Source organism: Pseudoalteromonas qingdaonensis (assembly GCF_038739665.1).
In the GTDB taxonomy this organism is placed as follows: domain Bacteria; phylum Pseudomonadota; class Gammaproteobacteria; order Enterobacterales; family Alteromonadaceae; genus Pseudoalteromonas; species Pseudoalteromonas qingdaonensis.
The window spans coordinates 77,448-97,489 of the sequence record NZ_JBCGCU010000011.1; the positions used below are offsets into that span (position 1 = coordinate 77,448).

The window sequence follows — 20,042 nt, forward strand, 5'->3', positions numbered from 1 at the left end:
AGCCCTTAACCAAAGTGTCTATTTCGCACGTCCAAAATTTACGAAAATGATAAAAACGAAGGGTCAATCCACTGACAGCCGCTTATTCTGATTGATCTCACTTTAAAAATGTATTTCCTTGTCGGTTGCACAAGCTCAATCTTTAAAGTGGGTGTCTTGTTTATTTACTGTTTATTCTTTCTCAAGCTCAATTCTTAAAGTGGGTGTCTTGGTTATTTCTCACAAACTACAAATAGGCATTCCTTCAGGTGATCTTGTCTAAACCTTACTCGGTACCATCACTTTTAATGATGCCGGTTGCACCCTTATATCCAGTGACTCTGCCTGACGGGTTTCACCGTCGATAACATAGTCTATGCCCTCGTTACAACTCACTTTTACCCGCCTGGCATGGGTGTGATGGGCATGTATATCGAGCTGAGTTTGCACTAAGCTGTTAAATGCCAGCTCGGCGATACTGAGCACATTCACATTGGAGTTTTTGGTCGGCTCCAGCCAGTTTACATCGAGCAGGCCATCGTCATGCTCCGGCTGACCCTGCCCTTGCGCCAATAAGGTAAAGACAGGCGCCGCATTGGCAATGATCATGCTATTGGTGTGAATTTCCTGTGCCGGCATATCGTCCAGAGTAAGCGTATAGTCCTTGGCCTTATGTTCGCTAAGCGCCTGCCAAAAGCCCTGCAAATAGGCAAACTGACCACTGTTGTTCTTAGCTTCACGGTGCGCCGACTCTATCATCTTGTGCTCAAAACCTATGCCCACCAAAAGCAGCACCAGCTCGTCATTGCAGGTGGCTGTGTCCATGGCCTGTACATCGCCGCTGATCAATACATCCAACGCCTTTTGCACACCAAAGGCCTTGCTTTCAATGCCCATCAGCACATGAGCCAAAGCATTGGCCGTGCCTAAAGGAATGATCCCCAGCGCCACATCGGTATTGACTGTGACCGAAGCCACCTCGGCTATGGTGCCATCGCCGCCACAGGCGATGATCATATCCGGATGCTCAGCCATCGCCTCACGCGCTAAGTCCGTGCCATTTTTAGTTTCCGTGGTAATTTTTATCGACATATCAAAATAGCTGTTAAGGCTGGACATAATATCGTGCTTTTTATCGGCCCACAGCTTGCGCCCAGATACCGGATTAGCAATAAGGCAAACGCGGTTGCGCACTACCAGCTCGCCGCGCTGGTGCATTTTCTTCAGCGCTTTACGCTGAAAACGGTTTAAATTGGCGGTTTCCCGGGTTTCCTGAATACGCTCTAACACCTCATCGACATCCGCATCAGGCTCCTTAGCTAGCAAGTAGGCGGCCATCACCAGCACAGAGCGGCCACGACCTAGGGCACAGTGCACCACCACGTTACGTTTGCGCTTACGGTGATGGTGGATCCAGTTAATGGCCTGGCGCAACTGCGCCTTGTTTGGCGCGGCATGATCCAAGACCGGAATATTTAAATAACTGATATGCTCGCCCATTACCGTCCAGTCCAGGCCATCGAATTCACAGGTGGCATCTAAAATAGCGGTGACGTTTTCATGTTTTAGGGTATCAACATCAGGTGGGAAAAGTCGGCAGGCCAGGAATAAACCGGGCTCAACTTCCTGAATGGGCGGCACCTTATCATTGCGTCGCTGCCAGGCGTTATAAAGTTGCGCTCCGAGCAAAAAGGGAATAAAGGCCCAGCGGATATACCAGGGAATGGTGCCGTTTTGACGCTTACGGAAAATCTTCCCAGCGTTGGCAATATAAGCCAGAGACACCAAAAATAAGGACAACGCACTCCAATAAAAAAAGATTGCGATATAGGGAAGCCTTATCATCCAAGCCGTGGCGCATAAGATCACGGCCAACACAAAGTATGCAATTGCTGCAAACATCAACCACTCCTAGCAAGCGTTTATATTGTAAAAGTATCACGCTACCAAGTAGACGCAAGCCCGGTATCAATAATTAACTGATAAAACACTAATTCCTTGGCGCAAATTCAATAATAAGCTCTTCGATAGCACAGGCGTTGGCACGAATATCTGTGTTCAGCATACGGGTTTGCTGATCGCTGCGCAGGGTAAAATCCCAATACTGGCCACGGGTATATTGCGCTGCCAAGGCCATCTTGCTGTTTGATAAACACATGGCCTGAGTCAAGCTGCGCAACTTGCCATCATAGAGGATATCGCCAAAGCGCATTTGTGGCAGTGCCTGAGCGCTAGGCCCTTCAACCTCTATGGCCTTTGTATCGGCGGCTAAGCGCCATTGCTGCTGTGCTAGCGTTAAACGCACGCCGCTCGGATAATAACTGTAACGAAAGGTGCGTTTATCCAGGGGCTGAACTTTAACAACCCCAGCCTCACCAAGCACTGTGGCAACATTGCCCTGCTCGGAGGTGATAATCACCAAGGCGCTGCCAGTATCTATGCCATAACCGGCCAGTTGCCCGGCCCCATATAACAGGCTATGCAAGCGCAGGCTGCGGTTGTCATCGCTAAATTGCGTATCCAGCACCCCATAGTTAAAGGTTCCCAGCCCCCCCTTAGGCTCATAGCTGATGGCTGCATAGCCAGAAGGCAAACTGGTTGGCTTGGTCTCAAGTTCTACTTTGTTTTCAAGAGCCGCAAAGGCATCGCCGCCGGTGATCATGGCAACAAAACCCTTGGTGTTACTACCGCCACTTTGTAATGCACTACCGTTGCCATTGGCAAGAATAACCGCGCGGGTGCGCAAGGCCTCAGTCCACGGATATTCCTTGCCCTGCTCGTCATACAGCACAGCTTTGGCAAGGGCTTGATCGCCGTTATTAAAATAGACCGCACTTGCTGCCTCTATCTGGGCTATCAAGGCCTTAACTCCTTGGCTGCACAGTGCCTGCTCCTCGGCGATACGCTCAGGGTACACCCGGGCTCTGTCAAAGATCTGTGCTTGTTGGCGAAATTCGTTGAGCTTATCGCATCGCCCCTGACTAAGCGCCTTGGCCAGCGCCGGAGTTAAAGGCAACCATTGGCTGTCTATGTTATTTGAGTGGCTGTCCATGTTATTTGATGCCAGTAGTTGCTGATAATAATCGGCGCTGGCATAGGGGTCGCGACTGGCGCTGGTTAGCATCAGCACTCGAGGTGGCTGCGCCTGCTGTGCCGCCGCAACACTGATCGCACTTTGCATAAAGGCGAGCAGCTCGGATGTGGCATCATCCTTATTCAGGTCGGTGTCGATATGTACTTTGAGTGAGGGCTCGGCTAACTCCAGGGTATCGAGCACATAATAAACGAGGGCATTATCTAAAAGCTGAGCTTCAGGAGCATGCTCATACCAAAGCGTAAGTAATTGCTCCTGCGTTAGCGCTTGCTCACTTACAAGTGCCTTAAAGGCTTTTATCTGGCTCTCTTTCTGCGCCTGATACTGAGATGGCCAATGTGTCTCTAGCCGAGCCAGGGCGTTTTCATCGACTCTAAACAGAGGGCTGGCTTTACCACCTTTAAAGGGATGCTCACAATGCTCCGGCGTCATAGATGAGCATACCTGTAAACCGCCGCCGACCAAGACCCGAGTTTGCGCCCATGCCTGGGCAGGCATACAGGACATAATCAAAGCACTGGTGCTCAGTACCAAGGCTTGGGAAGTCAGGCTGTAAAGGTGAAAGAAGGGGTAACTCATAGAAACACTCGCAAAATTTTATGCTGACACTTGTTCAGCGTCTGTTGGCTTATATTGCCATAAAGCGGCCACAAAAAAGAGCGCTAATGCGCTCTTTTAAAATAAGTATGTTGCTGATTTAAAGCTTACTTATTCATTTGCTCAAGCAAGAATGCCGAGATTTTTGCGCCTTCTCGCAGCGTCGTTTCCGAGCTCGACTTACCCTCTAGGGAGCTGTCGGTGAAAGGAGCGATTTCCATCATATCGGCGCCGGTAATAGGGAACTCGGCGGCCAGTGCGCCAAGAATATCCAATGCCTGTTGTGGATTAAGACCGTCTTTTTCCGGTGTGCCGGTGGCCGAGGCAAATTCCGAGTCCAGGGCATCAATATCAAAGCTAACATAAAGCTCATCAACACCATCAGCACGTAGCTGAGCCAATACTTCGGCTACTACCGCATCTGTGCCGCGCTCATTGATTTCGTGAGCCCAGTGTTGCTTCACACCAAAGGTGCCTTCCCAATGAGATTTAGGCTTACCACTTGAGCGGATCCCGAATTGGATCAAATGCGCCGGGCTTGGCAGGTACTCAAGGATATGGGTGCACCAAGAGCCGAAGCACAAATCGATACCCAATCGCTCTACCAAAAGATCTGTGTGGGCATCAAAGTGAATAATGGCTACCTTCTTGCCCTGCTCGCGCTTGGCTTTTAAGTACGCCTTAGTCAAAGGATAGCTGATCGAGTGGTCACCACCGATACCGAAGATCCCCTTTTCTGGGAAGTTGGCATAAAAATCGGTGCACACGTCCTCGGTGATGGATAATGGACTTACATGGTACTCGCTGTCGGTATCCGCATAGAGGGCCTTTTGACAGTTGCTGATAGTGCCTTCGTTCAAATATTTGTCGTGCAACAGATGCGGAATAACACGCACATCGCCCAAATCAAAGGCTTGCGCCTGAGGCTGTTGCTCAATCAGGGTGTTGCGTAAAAATAGTGGGCCCCAGTTGGCGCCACGTAAAATACCACCGCCACAGTCTGAACTAATGCCCAGCATCACCGCCTTGTGCTCGGTCGTTTGCAGACCATCGAGAGACGCTTGCCACAGAGCTTCAATATTGTCGGTTTGGCCGTAAAGCTTCTGTTGCAATGCCGCCTTGCGCTCCTGCGCCGTGTTTACCGTAAATACACCATTACCCGGTGGACACAAGCACTGCGCTACCTTAGTTCGAAAGTCTTGCCACTTAGCACTCATGCTATCTCCTCAATATTTATGCAGTTTTTCGATTTACCGCCGGTGTCGATGAAAATGACCCCAGATCGCCTCAAGGATTTTCCTTAGCAGGCTCAGGAAAATAAAAACCAACACATAACACTTTGATTTTTATTGAATTATCAATTTAACATCGGCGTTAAATCGGCACCAATACAGGATCAATATACAAGCCGAGCGCAGAAGTCAAACCCAAGCGAACAGGCGCAACAGGGAAAGGTGACTGGCTATGCATAAATGCTGCATAAGCCAGCCGATAAGCGAGTTCCTCTACTCGTAACTACGGGGGCGCTTGGTTTTAATGGTGGCGATATAACCGTGCCAACTGGCATAGCTCAGCCAGGGCATAATCACGATAAAACCTGATGCACCTGTCAGAAAGCCAAGTAAAATCAAACAAACAATACAGATGCACCACACCACCATGGCGGCAATATTATTACGCACCGCATGCATGGAACTGACCACGGCGGTCATCAAATCCACCCGGCGCTCCATCATAATCTGCGGCGTAAAAGCGGAAATGGCAAACACGGTTACCAGCAAGACCCCACCTATAATGCTGCCCAAGGTTAAAAACGCACTCAACTCTTCAAAGCTGGGGTTCACTGTATTCGGATACAGGGCATGGGCCAACGCAGCTAAACGCATCCAGACTATCATGATCACCATCAGCAGCACCGCAAAGCCCCACTCCCCGGCGGGGTTACGAAACATGGACTTAAGGCTGTGCCATAAAGTGGGGGTATGACCCTTTTCCAGCTCCCAGGCAACATCATAAAGACCGGCGGCAAAGGCCGGACCCACTAAGGCAAAGGCCACGGTTGCCGGCAAGATCACCAAATGAGTTTGACTGGAATAAATAAAGAATAAAATGGTGGCGGGGATCAGGGTAAAAACCAGACCATAAATCAGGCTTAAAATCGGCGCCCGCGCCATATCGTTAAAGGCCAAGGCTAACCAATGCAGTGGCGCCAAGGGGCTAATTCGATTACATTCAAAACAACGAGCGAACTCGCCATGACTGGTGGCATTTGACGATACGGCCATACGCTAACTCCTCTGATGATGTTATTTAACCTGAGGTTTGGATAAGGGATGAACTAACTTATTGCTTTTAAAGTTCACTATAAATTACACCCTTGTCTAGCCAGAGAGTTTTAGGGATAACCAGGCGAATTTACGCACCAATAGCAGGCTATTGGAAGTGAATTCAACGCAGTTAGCGCCAAAACTGGCTGCTAGAAAGGCATTAGCTATCCGAAGCTCAGGTTATTTAACTTCTAGTTGAGATTTACGGCGCTGGCAAGCACGGACATATGTCCTTATAAAAAACGCCCCAGCGCGCCAGCATAGGCTTACTTGCTCGCTTAACACGCATAGGGATCAGAGAGTTAATATGAAAACAATGTTTCACCTTGGCATTTCAAAAGAACAATTAAACGGCGCCACCCTGGCTATTATTCCCGGCGCCCCTGAGCGCGCCGCAGTAATAGCGCAACAACTGGATAATCATCAATGTCTGGCGCAGCATCGCGAATTCCATGCTTATCTTGGCGAATTGAACGGCCGCAGTGTGGTGGTCTGCTCCACAGGTATCGGCGGCCCTTCAACTTCCATTGCCGTTGAAGAGCTGGCGCAGCTCGGTGTCGATACCTTTTTACGCGTCGGCACCACGGGCGCCATTCAGCCTCATATTAAGGTGGGCGAGTTGCTTATTACTCATGCCTCGGTACGCCTCGATGGTGCCTCGCACCATTTTGCTCCGGCCAGTTACCCTGCAGTTGCCGACTTTAGAGCCACCGCCGCCTTAGTCGCCGCCTGCGAGCAAAGCAAGGAAGCACACCATATCGGCATTACCGCCTCCAGCGATACCTTCTATCCGGGTCAGGAGCGCTACGACACCCACAGCGGCTATGTGCCTCAGCATCTGCAAGGCAGCATGGCACAGTGGCAAGCCCTTAAAGTAATGAATTATGAAATGGAGTCGGCCACCCTGCTGACCATGTGCAGCGCCTTAGGACTGCGCGCCGGTTGTATCGCCGGGGTGCTGGTGAATCGCTGCGATCAAGAGATCCCAGCGGTGGATATTGCCGCCGTAGAGCAGCGCGCCATCACTCAGGTATTAACAGCGGCGGCGTTACTATTGGCACAGTGATACTGAAACCTGGCCTGCGGCGCTAAGCGTCGCACCATGGCCTCGGTGCTATCTTGGTGAGATTTAAGGCTATCCAGCTCAGCAAGGCTCACCCTGTCTATAGCCTTAAAATCTATGCCCTGCCCCAAGAGCGCCACCTGACTTAGGGCCGCCAGCAGGGGATGAAAACTGGGATTAAAGGCAGCATTTTCAATATAACGGCCATAAAAATGCTGCTCGCCCATACTTAACATCAAGGCAGCCTGACCACCGCTGTAAGGCGCATAGCTAAGCTGTAGATGCTGCTGCAGTAGCTCGCTGGCACCCTTTGCTGTTGTTTGTGCTCCAGCAGCCAAGATACGCTCACTTACTCCTAGATCGCTTGGGCCAAACGCCAGAGGTAATAACTCGCTCAGCGTCGCCTCAACCTCACCTATGCTGATCTCAAGCCCGGTATCGGCACAAAACTCATTGATAAACTGACGGCAATAGCCACAGGGCGTGGCACTGACATACAAGTGCAAAAGCTCACAGGCGCCATTGAGCCAGGCATTATGCAGTGCGGTTTGCTCCGCATGTACAGCGCTCTCTAGCCCGCAATGGGGCAGCTCAACATTGACACCAGCGGCGTAAAATTCTTCACCTTGATGATTGCGGGCATGCACCAAAGCCGCCACCTGAAACTCGGAAATGGGCGCGACTGCCCAAGGCTGTATCTGGGTTAACAGCCACTGTGCGGTGTCTTTGTGATTATTTCCCAGAAATTGGCTGAGATTTTCAAATTGCTGCGCGCTGATAATGCCGCGCTCTTGCTTGATACTTTCAAGCAGTAGGGTTGGACACACAAGCTGTCCTTTTGTTAAGCAGTTTATGGCGATAGTAACCTAGTGGCGCTAACGCGGCAAGCAAGCCCGCATTAGCGCTACTTTCCACTAACTTAGCCGGTATTACGCATCCCGGCGGCGATACCGGCCATGGTGATCATCAGAGCATTATCCAAGGCCACCGAGCCACCGGCGCGCACCCTTTTTAACAGCTCAACTTGAAGTACATTTAAGGGATCGGTATAGGGGTTTCTCAGGGCAATGGACTCGCGGATCCAGGGCTGATGACCAAGCAAGGTATGCTCAGGGCTCAACTCCTTGATAAGCGCCGTGGCCTGGGCCAGCTCACTGCGCAGTTGCTCACCCAGGGGTTGCAGATGCGATGCCACCAGGCGTTGGTCATAATAGGCGCTAAGCCAGCTGTCGGCCTTGCAAAACACCATTTCCAGCATTTCCAAACGGGTGCGAAAGAAGGGCCATTGCTGGCTCATCAGGGCCAGGTGTTGCTCGCCAAATTCCTCTATGGCTGCCGCCAACCCCTGATAAGCCCCCAACCAGGCGGGCAGCATTAAGCGGTTTTGCGACCAGGCAAATATCCAGGGGATAGCCCTTAGGCTTTCTACGCCACCGTCCGGGTTACGTTTTGCCGGTCGTGAGCCAAGGGGCAGTTTACCCAACTCCTGCTCAGGAGTGGCGCTGCGAAAATAAGGCACGAAATCCTTATTGCCGCGCACTATGGCACGGTAATGTTCGCAGGACTTCTCACTTATTACCGCCATAACCTCACGCCACTGGGGCTCAGGTTGCGGCGGTGGCAATAGATTGCCCTCAAGCACGGCGCCCACATACAAGTGCAGGCTTTGCTTGGCGACACTGGCAAGGCCATATTTAAAGCGGATCATTTCCCCCTGCTCGGTCACCCGCAGGCCGTTTTTCAAGCTGCCAGGCGGTTGCGAGCGCAGGGCTTGAGCCGCAGGTGCGCCGCCGCGCCCCACTGTGCCGCCACGACCATGAAAGAGTACCAACTCAATATCACAATCATCGCTTAGGGCCACCAGAGATTCCATGGCGCTGTACTGGGCCCAGCCAGCCGCCATCATGCCGGCGTCCTTGGCCGAGTCGGAGTAGCCTATCATCACGTATTGCTGCTCGCCCATCACACCGCGGTAAACCTTATTATCATAGAGAGTGCGCATCACCTCGGGGGCACGATTAAGGTCGTCCAAGGTTTCAAACAAAGGCGCCACAGGCATATTAAACGCACAGCCCGCCTCTTTTAACAGCAACTTTACCGCCAGCACATCGGAGGCCTGACGGGCCATGGAAATAATATAAATACCGAAGTTATCGGCGGGGTTATCGGCAATCACCTTAAAGGTGTCGAGCACTTCCTGAGTTTGCTCCGACGGCTGCCAATGGCGGGGCAACAAAGGCCGCGGATTGGCCAGCTCCTTGGCTAAAAACGCCAGCTTGGTTTGTTCATCCCAGGCACAGTAATCGCCCAACTCCAGGTATTGGCTGATCTCCGCCAGCACTTGGGCATGTTTGTCACTGTCTTGGCGAATATCGAGCTGGCTCAGCTGCAGGCCAAAGCAGCGACAGCGCACTATAGTGTCTTGCAGCAGGCCGTCGGCTATGACCGCCATCTTATTGCTGCATAACGAGCGATAACACATTTGCAGCACATTGATGATTTGCTTGATGTCGGTAATACGGTTTTCACCCCGGCTTGGCTGACCGGTAATTTTTGCTTCCAGATATTTATGGGTCTGTTGCAAGTCATTGCGCAGCGCTTTGAGCACCTGACGATAAGGCTCATGGCTTGGGCCACTGAGCGCCATCAGCTCTTCGCTGGCCTGATGCATGGAAAGCTCATTGATAAGCTGATTCAGATCGCGAATATACAAGTCCAGCGCCATCCAGCGACCATGTTCGAGCACGCTTTGGGTCACCTCGGCGGTAACATAAGGGTTGCCGTCCCGGTCGCCGCCCATCCAGGAAGTAAAACGCACAGGTCGGGCACTGGCTGGCAGGCTCATATTTAACTCCTGCTGCAGCAGGGTATCGAGCTCACGCACATATTCGGGCACCGCCTGCCACAGGCTGTTTTCTATCACGGCAAAGCCCCATTTGGCCTCATCCAGCGGCGTTGGCCTGCTGTGGCGAATTTCATCCGTATGCCAGGCTTGGGCGATAAGCTGGCGCATACGCGCAAGCAACTGGGTGCGCTCGGTCGGCAGGAGTTTGTCGAGTTCAAGCTTATCGAGGCAATCACTCAGTTGCACATGCTTGTTGATTAATGTGCGCCGCGTCACCTCGGTGGGGTGCGCCGTCAATACCAGGTTGATATCGAGTTTGGCCAGCGCCTGGGCTATTTGCTCACTGCCGATATTACCCTGCTTGAGGCGTTTTAGGGTCTGTTTAAGAGGGTCGAGCTGGCAAAAGCCGGTATCTGCATGGCGTGAAACTGTGTGGTACTGCTCCGCCACATTGGCCAGATTTAAAAACTGGTTAAAGGCGCGCACCACCAGCAGAAGCTCATCATCACTCAGGCGATGTAACTCGTTAAGCAACTGCTCCCGAGCTTGCTCGTCACCGGTACGTGAACTCTTAGCTAGCTGACGAATGGCCTCCACCTTTTCCAGAGCCGGCGCACCTAAGGCCTGCTCTATGGTGTGCCCCAGTATTTGCCCTAATAAACTCACATTGCTACGCAGTGCGCTGTATTGGTCGCTCATTCCTCTCTCCATATCCGATGTGCAGAATTTAACTTGTTGTAGCATGGAATTGGGTCAAAATTAAAGGCTTGCGTCTAAAGCCGAGGGAATGAAGAGATCTGGATTACACCTTGAGCACAAAGTGAACAAATAGAGTGCAATGAAAAGTAACAATTTTACGCTGTGCGGCTAGGTCTTAGATATAACTAAAAAACTTCTAACTCCCATGGGTTATTTCTCGATAGACTTTGGATAATAATCAATAAAAAAGCTAGAATCAGATAGATAGCAGCCATTCTCGGAGACACACTATGTTGCGATTTACCTTATACACTGTGAGTCTGTGCACTGCACTCGTGCTCACCCCTCCTGCCCAAGCTGGTTTAGAAGAAGGAATTGCTGCCGCCAATGTGGGTGATTTTGAAACCGCCATCAACGAATTTCAATATCTTGCCGACAGGGGCTTTGCGCCAGGGATTTATGAACTTGCCCAGCTTTATGAAAATGGTTATGGCGTCGCCAAAAATCAATACAAAGCAGCGCAGCTCTACCAACAAGCCGTAGACAAAGAATATGCCGATGCCATGTTTTCACTCGCCGTGATGTATCAAGAAGGCCGTGGCGTTAAAGTGGACTCACAACGTGCGGTACAACTTTTTATCGGTGCCGCTAAAAAGGGTGTAGCCGCTGCCCAGTTTAACCTCGGCGTTATGTACACCAATGGCGAGGGCGTACTCAAAGACTACCCAACAGCGGTAGACTGGTATCAACAAGCCGCAGCGCAGAATTACACTTTAGCCCAATTTAACCTGGCGTTGATGTATTACGAAGGCCTGGGTGTGCCAAAAAGCATAGAAAAATCATATATTTGGAACAGCATAGCCGAATTCAACGGCAATCTGGATGCCAGTACCAGCCGCAAGCTCGATGAGCGTAGGCTGCAACCGGATGCCATTGAGCGCGCGAAAAGAACCGCCAATGATATGTATGAAAGGATCCTCGCCGGACGTTACATAGGTGAAGGCCGACGCCTTTAAAGGCAAGCTATGGGCTTTGTTTGCCAACAGCAAAGCCCATAACTGAGACGAAATTCCCTTGAATTTTCAACTATTATTGAGCTCATAAGGATTTAAATACGAAGCAAGGTGTGAGTTATCACCTGATATGTTTCATTGACTAGCGGGAATAGACAAGATTAATGAACGCTCGCTCTTATAATTTTCTGTGCTGTGCTCGGTGTACGGCGAAGACGCTCACAACACCAGCTAAGTGGACAAGGGCATGCAACTGATTAGTTTTGCACAAAGCCATCGCGGCGTTATTCGCAGCAAAAATGAAGATGCCTTATTGGCACTTCCCGAGCAAGGAATCTGGGTGGTTGCCGATGGCATGGGTGCGCACAGCGGCGGCGATTACGCCAGTGCGCAAGTGATAGAAGTCGTCAAACAGCAACTGCTTAAGCGCACTCGCAATGCTCCTCTCTACCTCACTCTGATCAGCGCTTTTGAAGACGCCAATAAACAAGTTTTCGACTACTCGCAGCTGCATATGCAAGGAAAAACCATGGGTTCAACCGCGGTTGCTCTGGTCTTAGATGGCCCTGATTTCTATTTTATCTGGGTCGGCGACAGCCGCGGTTATCTCTTTAGAAACAATCAACTGGAGCAGCAGACTCGGGATCATAGCCGCATCAACCTATTGCTTGATACTGGAGTGATCACCTCGGCGCAAGCAGCCAGTCATCCACTGCGGCATGAAGTAGTACGGGCCATCGGCGTCAAACGCCAAGTTCAGGTAGAAGTAATGCATGGCAAACGGCACGCTCAGGATATCTTTTTATTATGCAGTGACGGCTTAACCCAAAAGCTATCCGACTTTGAAATAGAAGTGTCACTAAGCGCCACTAATATACACAGTGCCGGCAAGGTCTTAATGCACTCGGTCCTCTCTCGCGGCGCCGGCGATAATGTTACCTGTATACTGGTTAAACAAGGCGAGTAAAACAATTTAACCTTCTGCCTTACCAGCGATGGCGATTTTTGCCCCAGCCCTTGCGCTAGATCAAAGTTAGGTACAACTGCACCACCAATAGCCATACCATACTGATTTAGATCAATAAGTTGCGCTCATTATCCTTGTTAAAATTTAACCAATTCAACTTATCAGGTAAACAAGGATAGATCATGGCGCACTCTGACTTACATCCTCATATGGAGGCGGCTATACAGCCCAATGTCACTCACATTAACAAATCCTCCGGGGAGCCCTCGGTTCACGAACAGGTGTATCTGTATAAACAATTGTTGCTAGAAAAAGAGCGACAGATTAAACACTTGCAAGAAGCGCAAGCACCACTGTTGGCACAAATCAATCAGGCAGACGAGTTAAATAAAAAAGCCTTGGCCCATATGGATAAAATGGCCGAGCAAATGCAACAGGTGCAGATCCAGGCCAAACGCGATGTGCAGATAGAGCTGGCCGATCTGGAGCAAAAGTTAGAAGAAGCCAACACCAGCGGACATGTAATGAAGCACCATTGTCGCGACCTTCAAGAGCGCAACAAGGAGCTGAACGAACTGCTTAAATCATCCACGCAACAGGTAGAAGAGCTGCAGCGACGCTTGCAAGGACAGAGCCAGGACATCAACAGCATTCGCGAAGAAAAGGTAAAACTGAGCATGCAGGTGATCACCCAGGGCGAGCAGCTTAAGCGCTGCGAACAGCAACTTAGCGAGGCTCTGCATGGCTATTACAGCGGCGTTATGAATAAAAACAAAAAAGTGAGCACAAACCTGCCACGCTAATTTTCACTCTTATGCGCCAAAACACAGCGGGCTAATTAGCCCGCTTTTTTGTGTGATTTATGATGTCGGCAGGGATTTTAGTGCGCGACGGGCCATCACATGCTTATAAATACCGATAAAGGAAGCCGCTATCCAGAATATCTCGATAACAAAACTGGCAAGGTTGAAGTTGTAACAGAGGCTTACTAGCAACAAGATGGCACCGCTTAGGTTCATCAGATTATAGCCCAGACCCGAGGCTGGTAACTTCTCTAGCTGCAATAAGAAAAACGCGCCCACCACTAAAAAGGTGCCGCTCATGCCAATAACATCAAATAATAAGTCCATCACCTAGCTCCACAAAACACACCACTTCAGCCTATCAAGGCCAACCTGGGCACCTAAGGACAAATGCCCTGCTGATACATACTTAACAGAATTGCTATTATTTCATGTACACCTTTTGGCCGATCATTTTTAAGGCCGGCGTGCCGCGGATCAGGGTTTGTCGGGCAAACACCTGCTGACAACCTGGGCAGGTTGCTACCTCCTCGGTGTAGTCCTCGCTGATACGCTCAATAAAGCACTTTACCAGCGCCCCCTTACCGCCCTTTCGATACTTATAAAGTTGCGTGCGGCATTTGCTGCAAAAAATATCCACGGTGCGAACCGGCCCCTTTTTGTTCGGTTTAGCCATGCTTACCCCTTATGTTAGCCAAGGCCTACTTTAACATTTTCATATCTGTAGGTCGGCTTGTAGATCGGCCTTTGCCGCCATGGATGGCGGTAGTAGAGCAATGCAGGAGCACATTGCCGATAAGGCCTGACAATACAAGCCTTGCAAGGCTAAAGCCTCGCCCACAGCATCTACCATAAAGCATAATGATCTTCTGTTAAGCCAAGCACATTATCGAGGCGATGCACCCGCCCTTTGGCATCTTCAATCTGGCCATTAAAATGGCCGATATACTGGCGAAAATTACTCTTTAACAACCCCAAATTCAGGCGCTCCTGACGCTTGTTTAAAGGGCTGAAGGTCAGCGCTACCTTGCCATCTTGCGAGCTAATCTGCCAGTTTTGCTCACAGACGCTGCGAGTAAAATCAAAATGCACCGGGCCAAGCAGATATCGCTCGCCATCGAGCCAAAACACATTTTCGTTAAAGCCGGTTTCATTGACTCCGGCGGCCAGGTTGAGGCCGAATAATGAATCACCAAGGCGGCCATTAATACTGGCCCAGCGCCAGCTGGTTTCCCGGCGCATAAAGCCAGCGGAAAAATCATACCCCGCGAGGGCATGCTCCAAGTCTTGAGCTTCTTGGTTGATCACCAGCGAGCCCTGCACCTCTAAAGCGTTGTGTTTCTGGGTATAGATCCAGCCGCTGTAGCCGGTGGGGCTACACATAGCCATAGGCAGGCTGACGGACGCTAAGGTCAGCTCGGCGCTAACCTGCTTAGTAGCAATACGCAACTGCCACACGCCGGCCTTGATCTCCATGCTTATTTTGCCTCCCGCGCCGCCCAAGCTGGAGCATCCTTCCCAGGGCGAAGGGGCCATAGTGCAGCCCAATGATATGGGCTTAAGCCAACTTGTCTCCACCAGCTTATTATCTTCAATATCATAGAGATAACAAAAACCACTGGCAGCATAACGGATATCGGCAATGGCCACGCCAATTAAAAATCTGGGCGTGAGCACAGAGACAAACTGAAACTGCTTAAAATGAAAATGCTTTGCCAGTCGCCCGGCGGGCTTATCCATGACATTGGTGTAGTTAAAATGCTCGACTCCGAGGGATTGAACTGGGCCATTGAAGTGACCAAAATGCACCTTGCCCGACTCGCTCACTAGAGTATCAAGCGCTGCCTGAGTCTTTAGGGCCGCGGGGAGAATATCCATCTTCATCCTTTATTTTTCTTATTTTTTCACCGTCTTAGTTGAATCCTGTGGGGACGGCACTGGAATATTAACTCTAACCCCTTGAGAGCCAAGTTAAAACCTTAATATGTTTGGGCGTATTCAACTGCGCCCGATTAGCTCCTACTGAGCTAGTGCCATAGCCCGAGGATCAGGCCGATAAGGGTAAATTGCAGAGTATGATAACCGCCGTTGACCAAAAACAGTTTCAGCGGTCTTTGTTCGAATAAATAACTAATGCCAAAAGAGGTCGCCACCCAGCATAAACCGGCGGCAAAACCAGCACCAACGGCAAAGCCGAGTTCGGGTTTGGGGCCTAAAAATAACGCAAACACAAAGGCCGCCACCAAGGAGAGAATAAAAGCCAGGGAGAACACCTTACCCATGGAAGCCTGAGCCAAGTCCACATCGGTTAGGCCACAGCCATCGAGCCAGGCGGATTTAAACATCAGCGGCGAATACCATAACCCGCCAAGGATAAAGGTGACTAAGGCAGCCAGCAGCACCGCAAAAAAGTTAAACTCTGCAAAATTCATAATCAAGCTCACAAGAGTGTTTGCTTAAGCGTAGCCTGCTATCTGCCCGGCGGCAAAATTGCTGCCCAAACCAGGGCTGCGACATAATGTCGCACAAACGTACCTAAGCATGGTTTTGCTTATTTAACTCGCTGAAAATAGGCCTAAGTTAATAACTAAAACCGAAATAATCATGTCCTATAAAACTCCTTTAGCGCTCTTATTTGGCGCCCTTTTCTCCCCTGTCAGTGCGGCCATGGAAGTGATCACAGTGCAGGGTCATCAGCAAAGAATAAATACCCAGCTAACCCAGGTTCCGGCGCAACAATTTAGCGCCGACAGCAGCGCCTGGCTTGACCATGTGGTTGGCGCCGGGGTCAATCGCAATGGTCCGCTCAGCGGCATTGCTCAGTATCGCGGTATGTTTGCCGAGCGCGTTAATGTCAATAATAACGGCCTGAGCTTGGCTGGAGCCGGCCCCAACGCTATGGACACGCCTCTGAGTTACGCGCCCACCATTATGATCCAAGATATGCAGATTTATCGCGGCATAGCCCCGGTACGTGCGGGCATAGATACCTTGGGCGGCGCCATCGAGGTCAACCTGCGCCAAGCCGAGCTGGATATGCCCTTGCACCTAAGCGCCAAGGGTCAGCTAAATGATAATGAGCAAGGCCGCAGCGCCAGCGCAGCCTTAGGCGCCGGAAACGCTGAATTTGCCTGGCTAGGTTATGGCGAGCTGCAACAAAGTGATGAGCAAAAAAGCGGCCAGGGTCTTATCGCCAACAGCGACTATAAACGCCTCCAGTATGGCCTGCTAACCACCTTGGCGCTGGCAAACGGCCAGGTTCGTGCCAATGTGCACAGAACCGACACTAGGCAAAGCGGTACGGCGGCCCTGCCTATGGACATAGATTACGTTGATACCTGGCGCTATGAGCTTGCCGGCGAGCATGATTTTAATAGCGTTGAACTGAGCTGGGGAGTGGGCTATCAGGATGGCGATCATGGCATGGATAACTATCAGCAGCGCCCGCTCGCTAACCCCGCAAAGGCCCGTTACACCCAGGCACAAAGCGAAAGCCTTAGCCTGTATGCCCATCTGCGCTCTGATCCTTGGCTATGGGGCTATGACGCTAATGTAAGCCGCCACGATACTGACATTCGCAACCCCCATAATGCGCAATTTTTTGTCACTAACTTCAATAATGTGCGCGATAGCCGCCACAGCATTTTCGCCGAGTATCAGTACCAGGGTGGCGCCTTATCGAGCAGCCTTGGTGCCCGTATCAAGGTCAATTCTGCCGACTCGGGCGCGGTCACCTCGTCAATGGCCATGATGATGCCGGCAGTCGCCGCATTGCAGCAGCGCTTTAATCAGGCCGATAAAGCGGTCAATGACATCACCTTAGATCTAGTGCTTAACAACCGCTACCAGGTGCGCGAGCAGTTGCATCTGGATTATGCCCTGGCCTTTAAACAAAGGGCGCCTCAATACCAGGCTCGCTACCTCTGGCTGCCCATGCAAAGCACCGGCGGTCTGGCCGATGGCCGCACCTATGTAGGCAATATCAAGCTTAAAGAAGAAACCGCATATCAGTTCAATCTGGGCCTGGCTTATCAACACCAAGGCTTATCGATTAAACCTCAGGTGTTTGTGCAGCAGGTGGAGGACTATATTCAGGGCACACCAAGCCAGGATATGCAGGTTAATATGGTGGCCAATATGATGTCAGGACGAGATGCCTTGCAATTTGGTAATATCGACGCACGCCTCTATGGTGCGGATATCACCGCCGCCTATCAACTCGATGCCCACTGGCAAGTGCAGGGCATGCTTAGTTATGTGCGCGGTAAACGCAATGATCAAATCGACGATAACCTCTACCGTATCGCTCCCCTTAATGGGCAAATTAGCCTAGGTTATGGGCAAAACGACTACCAACTGCAGGCTAATTGGCGAGTGGCTAAGGCGCAAAACAAGGTGTCGCACTATAACGGTGAGCAAAAAAGCAGCGGCTATGGCATCATAGATTTGGCGCTCAATTATGATCTCTCGTCACAATGGCAACTCAATGCCCGCATCGATAATCTGTTTGATAAACATTATGTACCGCACTTAAACGGCGTTAATCGCGTGATGGAGGGCGATGTAGGTCTGGGTGAGCGCTTAAGCGCACCGGGGCGTACCCTGCATCTGGGTGTGTCGCTTTCTTTGTAATATCGCCGCAGCTATTTTACAACCGGTCTTATACCAATTCTGTTAAGTATGTGATCAGATATAGCGCTGGATAAATGATGTGATAACAAGGTGGAATTTTTCTTATGTAGTTATTCTACATATAAAAATTCCAACACCGTTAGCACGATATTTAGCCCGCTAGAATGATTAGCTATTTAAGTGAATTGGTATTAACTTGAGACCGGTTTTTTTTGCAATTTACGCTGCAGGGTGCGCCTGTGCATATTCAACTGGCGCGCGGTTTGCGAGATATTGCCATCATTTCGCGCCAGAACGGTTTGAATATGCTCCCACTCCAGTCGCTCCGGCGACATCAGCACCTCGGCTTCGGCCTCAAGAGACACGGCCTTATCCTCTAAGGCCGCCAAAATCATCGCCAACGAGGCCGGTTTGGCCAGATAATCGTCAGCGCCCAGCTTCACCGCCTGCACTGCGGTGGCAATACTGGCAAAACCGGTTAATAAGATAATACGCGCCTGCGGCACAATCGCCCGCAAAGCTGGCAGCAGTTGCAGTCCGGACTCGTTTTCCAGGTGCATATCTAAAATAATATGGCTGGGTCGCAAACGCCGCGCCTGCAACAGCGCGGTATCCAGGCTTGTGGCATGTTCAAGACTTTGCACATAGGGAGTCAAGCGCCGACACAGGGTTTGCGCAAATACCGCATCATCTTCGATTAGCAGGAGTTTCACCGCTTAAGCTCCGGAATAAATACATCAATACAGGCGCCTTGTCCGGCATTACTCAGCGCCAAACGCCCGCCCACTCTTTCTATGGTGGCATTGGAGAGCCATAGGGCCACACCCAGGCCATGATCGCTGGCCATCACAGCCGAACCAAGGGAAGCCAGATGCTCGCTGTTAAAACCGCCACCTAAATCTTCTATGCGCCAATGACTCTCGCCATTATCGACACAGATACTCAGGTGTATGCTGGTTTGCTGTGCCAGTTCATTGGCCCGCACCGCATTGGCCAGAAGGTTTAAAAACGCCGCGCTTAGTAGAGGATCCGTACGCAGCAGCTGAGTTTTTAGACCATCAAAGCCAAAACACACCAATTGCTGGGTCGGAAATTGTAAGGCAAAGGCCTGTTGTATCTCACCAAGCAGCTCACCCACGGTACAGGATGCCTGCTCGCCTTGCACCTCTCGCGCCGCTCGTAATTGTCCGGCGCGCTGGCGAAACAAGCTTAATTGCTGCTGGCACTGTTTAATCGGCACGCCAAGCTCAGAGACCACGGGCGCTAAGCCTTTATTTTCGGCCGCTAGCTCCTCAAGCTCCTCATGCAACAAGGCAATACTGCCCAGCGGCGTAGCTAACTGATGAGTAGCCTGCGCCGCCGCATTTCCCAGGGCCAAGAGCTGCTCGGCGCGCAATTGCTCTTCCCTGTTTGCGGCCATGGCCTGTTGTTGCCGCGCCAGAGTTCTGGCCAAAGCACTGACTAAGGTCGCCACAACTAAGGCACTGATCACAAAGTTCACCCACATGGCGATAAAGTGGCTGCGCATTTGCGTCATATGATGGGCGCCCTGATGCTCAGGTAACATCAGCATCAAGGTGCTATACAAGGCGATGGCCACAATAGTTATCATCATGGTGTAGCGCCCGGGCAAGGTTACCGCTGCTATCATTATGGGCAGCAAGAGCAAGGATACAAAGGCATTGGTGGCACCGCCGCTGAGCGCCAGTAAAAGGGTCAAAAAGACAATATCCGCCAGCAGCTGCCAGACTATGGTCAAGGTGCCCACCCGCTCATTACGACGAATGCGACGGCGCAACAGCCAGACACTGAGCAATTGAAAAATAGATTCAAGGGCAATCACTGTGAGCAGCGACGGCAGCGCCAGCTCTAATTCAAGGAGAAATTGACAGATAAGTACAGCAACTAACTGCACCACAATAGCCAGGCTGCGTAGCAGCAACACACGACTAATACTGGACTGTAATAGCAGATTCAAAAGCGTAAACTATGGAGAAAATAATGCGCGCTATTGTACTTATAT

Annotated in this window: 17 protein-coding genes; 5 read left to right on the plus strand and 12 right to left on the minus strand. The window is 50.9% G+C overall.

Annotated elements, in window-relative coordinates; all coding sequences use genetic code 11:
• Positions 1-258: 258 nt before the first annotated feature.
• From WCN91_RS10925 to WCN91_RS10940, 4 genes are all read right to left on the minus strand, one after another.
• Entirely contained in the window at positions 259-1,881 is a 1,623-nt protein-coding gene (locus WCN91_RS10925; RefSeq protein ID WP_342678984.1) for a diacylglycerol kinase family protein, read from the minus strand.
• An 88-nt stretch (positions 1,882-1,969) separates the two neighbouring features.
• Positions 1,970-3,652, minus strand: coding sequence for a type 1 glutamine amidotransferase family protein (locus WCN91_RS10930; RefSeq protein ID WP_342678986.1), 1,683 nt, complete (start codon positions 3,650-3,652; stop codon positions 1,970-1,972).
• Between the two features lie 125 nt (positions 3,653-3,777).
• The gene (locus tag WCN91_RS10935; protein WP_342678988.1) at positions 3,778-4,887 is read right to left on the minus strand and encodes an arginase family protein; all 1,110 of its coding nucleotides are present in this window, start codon (positions 4,885-4,887) and stop codon (positions 3,778-3,780) included.
• 288 nt (positions 4,888-5,175) lie between these two features.
• Positions 5,176-5,955: a DUF2189 domain-containing protein gene (locus tag WCN91_RS10940; RefSeq protein WP_342678990.1), complete on the minus strand. Its 780-nt coding sequence runs from the start codon at positions 5,953-5,955 to the stop codon at positions 5,176-5,178.
• 349 nt (positions 5,956-6,304) lie between these two features.
• Here WCN91_RS10940 and udp point away from each other — a divergent pair, with 349 nt between their 5' ends.
• Positions 6,305-7,063 carry a uridine phosphorylase gene (gene udp / locus WCN91_RS10945; RefSeq protein WP_342678992.1) on the plus strand — a complete coding sequence of 253 codons (759 nt, stop codon included), beginning with the start codon at positions 6,305-6,307 and terminating at the stop codon, positions 7,061-7,063.
• On the opposite strand, the gene cdd is transcribed toward udp, so the two are convergent.
• Both cdd and ppc read right to left on the minus strand, forming a co-directional pair.
• A complete protein-coding gene (gene cdd, locus WCN91_RS10950) occupies positions 7,024-7,887 on the minus strand; it encodes a cytidine deaminase (RefSeq protein ID WP_342678994.1) in 864 nt (287 codons plus the stop codon). The two genes, udp and cdd, sit on opposite strands and share 40 nt — an antisense overlap.
• A 92-nt stretch (positions 7,888-7,979) precedes the next feature.
• Positions 7,980-10,604, minus strand: a complete 2,625-nt coding sequence (gene ppc, locus WCN91_RS10955) for a phosphoenolpyruvate carboxylase (RefSeq protein WP_342678996.1) — start codon at positions 10,602-10,604, stop codon at positions 7,980-7,982.
• 290 nt (positions 10,605-10,894) lie between these two features.
• On the opposite strand from ppc, the gene WCN91_RS10960 reads away from it, so the two are divergent.
• From WCN91_RS10960 to WCN91_RS10970, 3 genes are all read left to right on the plus strand, one after another.
• On the plus strand, positions 10,895-11,620 hold the full coding sequence (locus WCN91_RS10960) for a tetratricopeptide repeat protein (RefSeq protein ID WP_342678998.1): 726 nt from the start codon (positions 10,895-10,897) through the stop codon (positions 11,618-11,620).
• Between the two features lie 244 nt (positions 11,621-11,864).
• Positions 11,865-12,584: a PP2C family protein-serine/threonine phosphatase gene (locus tag WCN91_RS10965; RefSeq protein ID WP_342678999.1), complete on the plus strand. Its 720-nt coding sequence runs from the start codon at positions 11,865-11,867 to the stop codon at positions 12,582-12,584.
• 182 nt (positions 12,585-12,766) lie between these two features.
• The gene (locus WCN91_RS10970) at positions 12,767-13,387 is read left to right on the plus strand and encodes a hypothetical protein (RefSeq protein ID WP_342679001.1); all 621 of its coding nucleotides are present in this window, start codon (positions 12,767-12,769) and stop codon (positions 13,385-13,387) included.
• Positions 13,388-13,444: 57 nt separating this feature from the next.
• Here the strand turns inward: WCN91_RS10970 and WCN91_RS10975 are convergent, their stop codons facing one another.
• From WCN91_RS10975 to WCN91_RS10990, 4 genes are all read right to left on the minus strand, one after another.
• Positions 13,445-13,717: a CBU_0592 family membrane protein gene (locus tag WCN91_RS10975; RefSeq protein WP_342679003.1), complete on the minus strand. Its 273-nt coding sequence runs from the start codon at positions 13,715-13,717 to the stop codon at positions 13,445-13,447.
• A 94-nt stretch (positions 13,718-13,811) separates the two neighbouring features.
• The gene (locus WCN91_RS10980; protein ID WP_105201518.1) at positions 13,812-14,063 is read right to left on the minus strand and encodes a hypothetical protein; all 252 of its coding nucleotides are present in this window, start codon (positions 14,061-14,063) and stop codon (positions 13,812-13,814) included.
• A gap of 170 nt (positions 14,064-14,233) precedes the next feature.
• On the minus strand, positions 14,234-15,271 hold the full coding sequence (locus WCN91_RS10985) for a DUF2804 domain-containing protein (protein ID WP_342679006.1): 1,038 nt from the start codon (positions 15,269-15,271) through the stop codon (positions 14,234-14,236).
• Positions 15,272-15,414: 143 nt separating this feature from the next.
• Positions 15,415-15,819 carry a DUF1761 domain-containing protein gene (locus tag WCN91_RS10990; RefSeq protein ID WP_342679008.1) on the minus strand — a complete coding sequence of 135 codons (405 nt, stop codon included), beginning with the start codon at positions 15,817-15,819 and terminating at the stop codon, positions 15,415-15,417.
• 172 nt (positions 15,820-15,991) lie between these two features.
• Here WCN91_RS10990 and WCN91_RS10995 point away from each other — a divergent pair, with 172 nt between their 5' ends.
• Positions 15,992-18,019 (plus strand): TonB-dependent receptor domain-containing protein, encoded by a 2,028-nt coding sequence (locus tag WCN91_RS10995; RefSeq protein WP_342679010.1) that lies wholly within the window; start codon positions 15,992-15,994, stop codon positions 18,017-18,019.
• A 191-nt stretch (positions 18,020-18,210) separates the two neighbouring features.
• Here WCN91_RS10995 and WCN91_RS11000 read toward each other — a convergent pair whose 3' ends face one another.
• Positions 18,211-18,732, minus strand: coding sequence for a response regulator transcription factor (locus WCN91_RS11000; RefSeq protein ID WP_342679012.1), 522 nt, complete (start codon positions 18,730-18,732; stop codon positions 18,211-18,213).
• Entirely contained in the window at positions 18,729-19,997 is a 1,269-nt protein-coding gene (locus tag WCN91_RS11005) for a sensor histidine kinase (RefSeq protein ID WP_342679014.1), read from the minus strand. The genes WCN91_RS11000 and WCN91_RS11005 overlap by 4 nt, the downstream gene beginning before the upstream one ends.
• Between the last annotated feature and the right edge of the window lie 45 nt (positions 19,998-20,042).

Bases quoted from the DNA above. Each gene is read 5' to 3' on its own strand.
- WCN91_RS10965 (WP_342678999.1), top strand. From the start codon at position 11,865: ATGCAACTGATTAGTTTTGCACAAAGCCATCGCGGCGTTATTCGCAGC.
- WCN91_RS10970 (WP_342679001.1), top strand. From the start codon at position 12,767: ATGGCGCACTCTGACTTACATCCTCATATGGAGGCGGCTATACAGCCC.
- WCN91_RS10960 (WP_342678998.1), top strand. From the start codon at position 10,895: ATGTTGCGATTTACCTTATACACTGTGAGTCTGTGCACTGCACTCGTG.
- WCN91_RS10930 (WP_342678986.1), bottom strand. From the start codon at position 3,652: ATGAGTTACCCCTTCTTTCACCTTTACAGCCTGACTTCCCAAGCCTTG.
- WCN91_RS10985 (WP_342679006.1), bottom strand. From the start codon at position 15,271: ATGAAGATGGATATTCTCCCCGCGGCCCTAAAGACTCAGGCAGCGCTT.
- WCN91_RS10995 (WP_342679010.1), top strand. From the start codon at position 15,992: ATGTCCTATAAAACTCCTTTAGCGCTCTTATTTGGCGCCCTTTTCTCC.
- WCN91_RS10980 (WP_105201518.1), bottom strand. From the start codon at position 14,063: ATGGCTAAACCGAACAAAAAGGGGCCGGTTCGCACCGTGGATATTTTT.
- WCN91_RS10925 (WP_342678984.1), bottom strand. From the start codon at position 1,881: ATGTTTGCAGCAATTGCATACTTTGTGTTGGCCGTGATCTTATGCGCC.
- ppc (WP_342678996.1), bottom strand. From the start codon at position 10,604: ATGAGCGACCAATACAGCGCACTGCGTAGCAATGTGAGTTTATTAGGG.
- WCN91_RS10935 (WP_342678988.1), bottom strand. From the start codon at position 4,887: ATGAGTGCTAAGTGGCAAGACTTTCGAACTAAGGTAGCGCAGTGCTTG.
- udp (WP_342678992.1), top strand. From the start codon at position 6,305: ATGAAAACAATGTTTCACCTTGGCATTTCAAAAGAACAATTAAACGGC.
- WCN91_RS10990 (WP_342679008.1), bottom strand. From the start codon at position 15,819: ATGAATTTTGCAGAGTTTAACTTTTTTGCGGTGCTGCTGGCTGCCTTA.
- WCN91_RS10940 (WP_342678990.1), bottom strand. From the start codon at position 5,955: ATGGCCGTATCGTCAAATGCCACCAGTCATGGCGAGTTCGCTCGTTGT.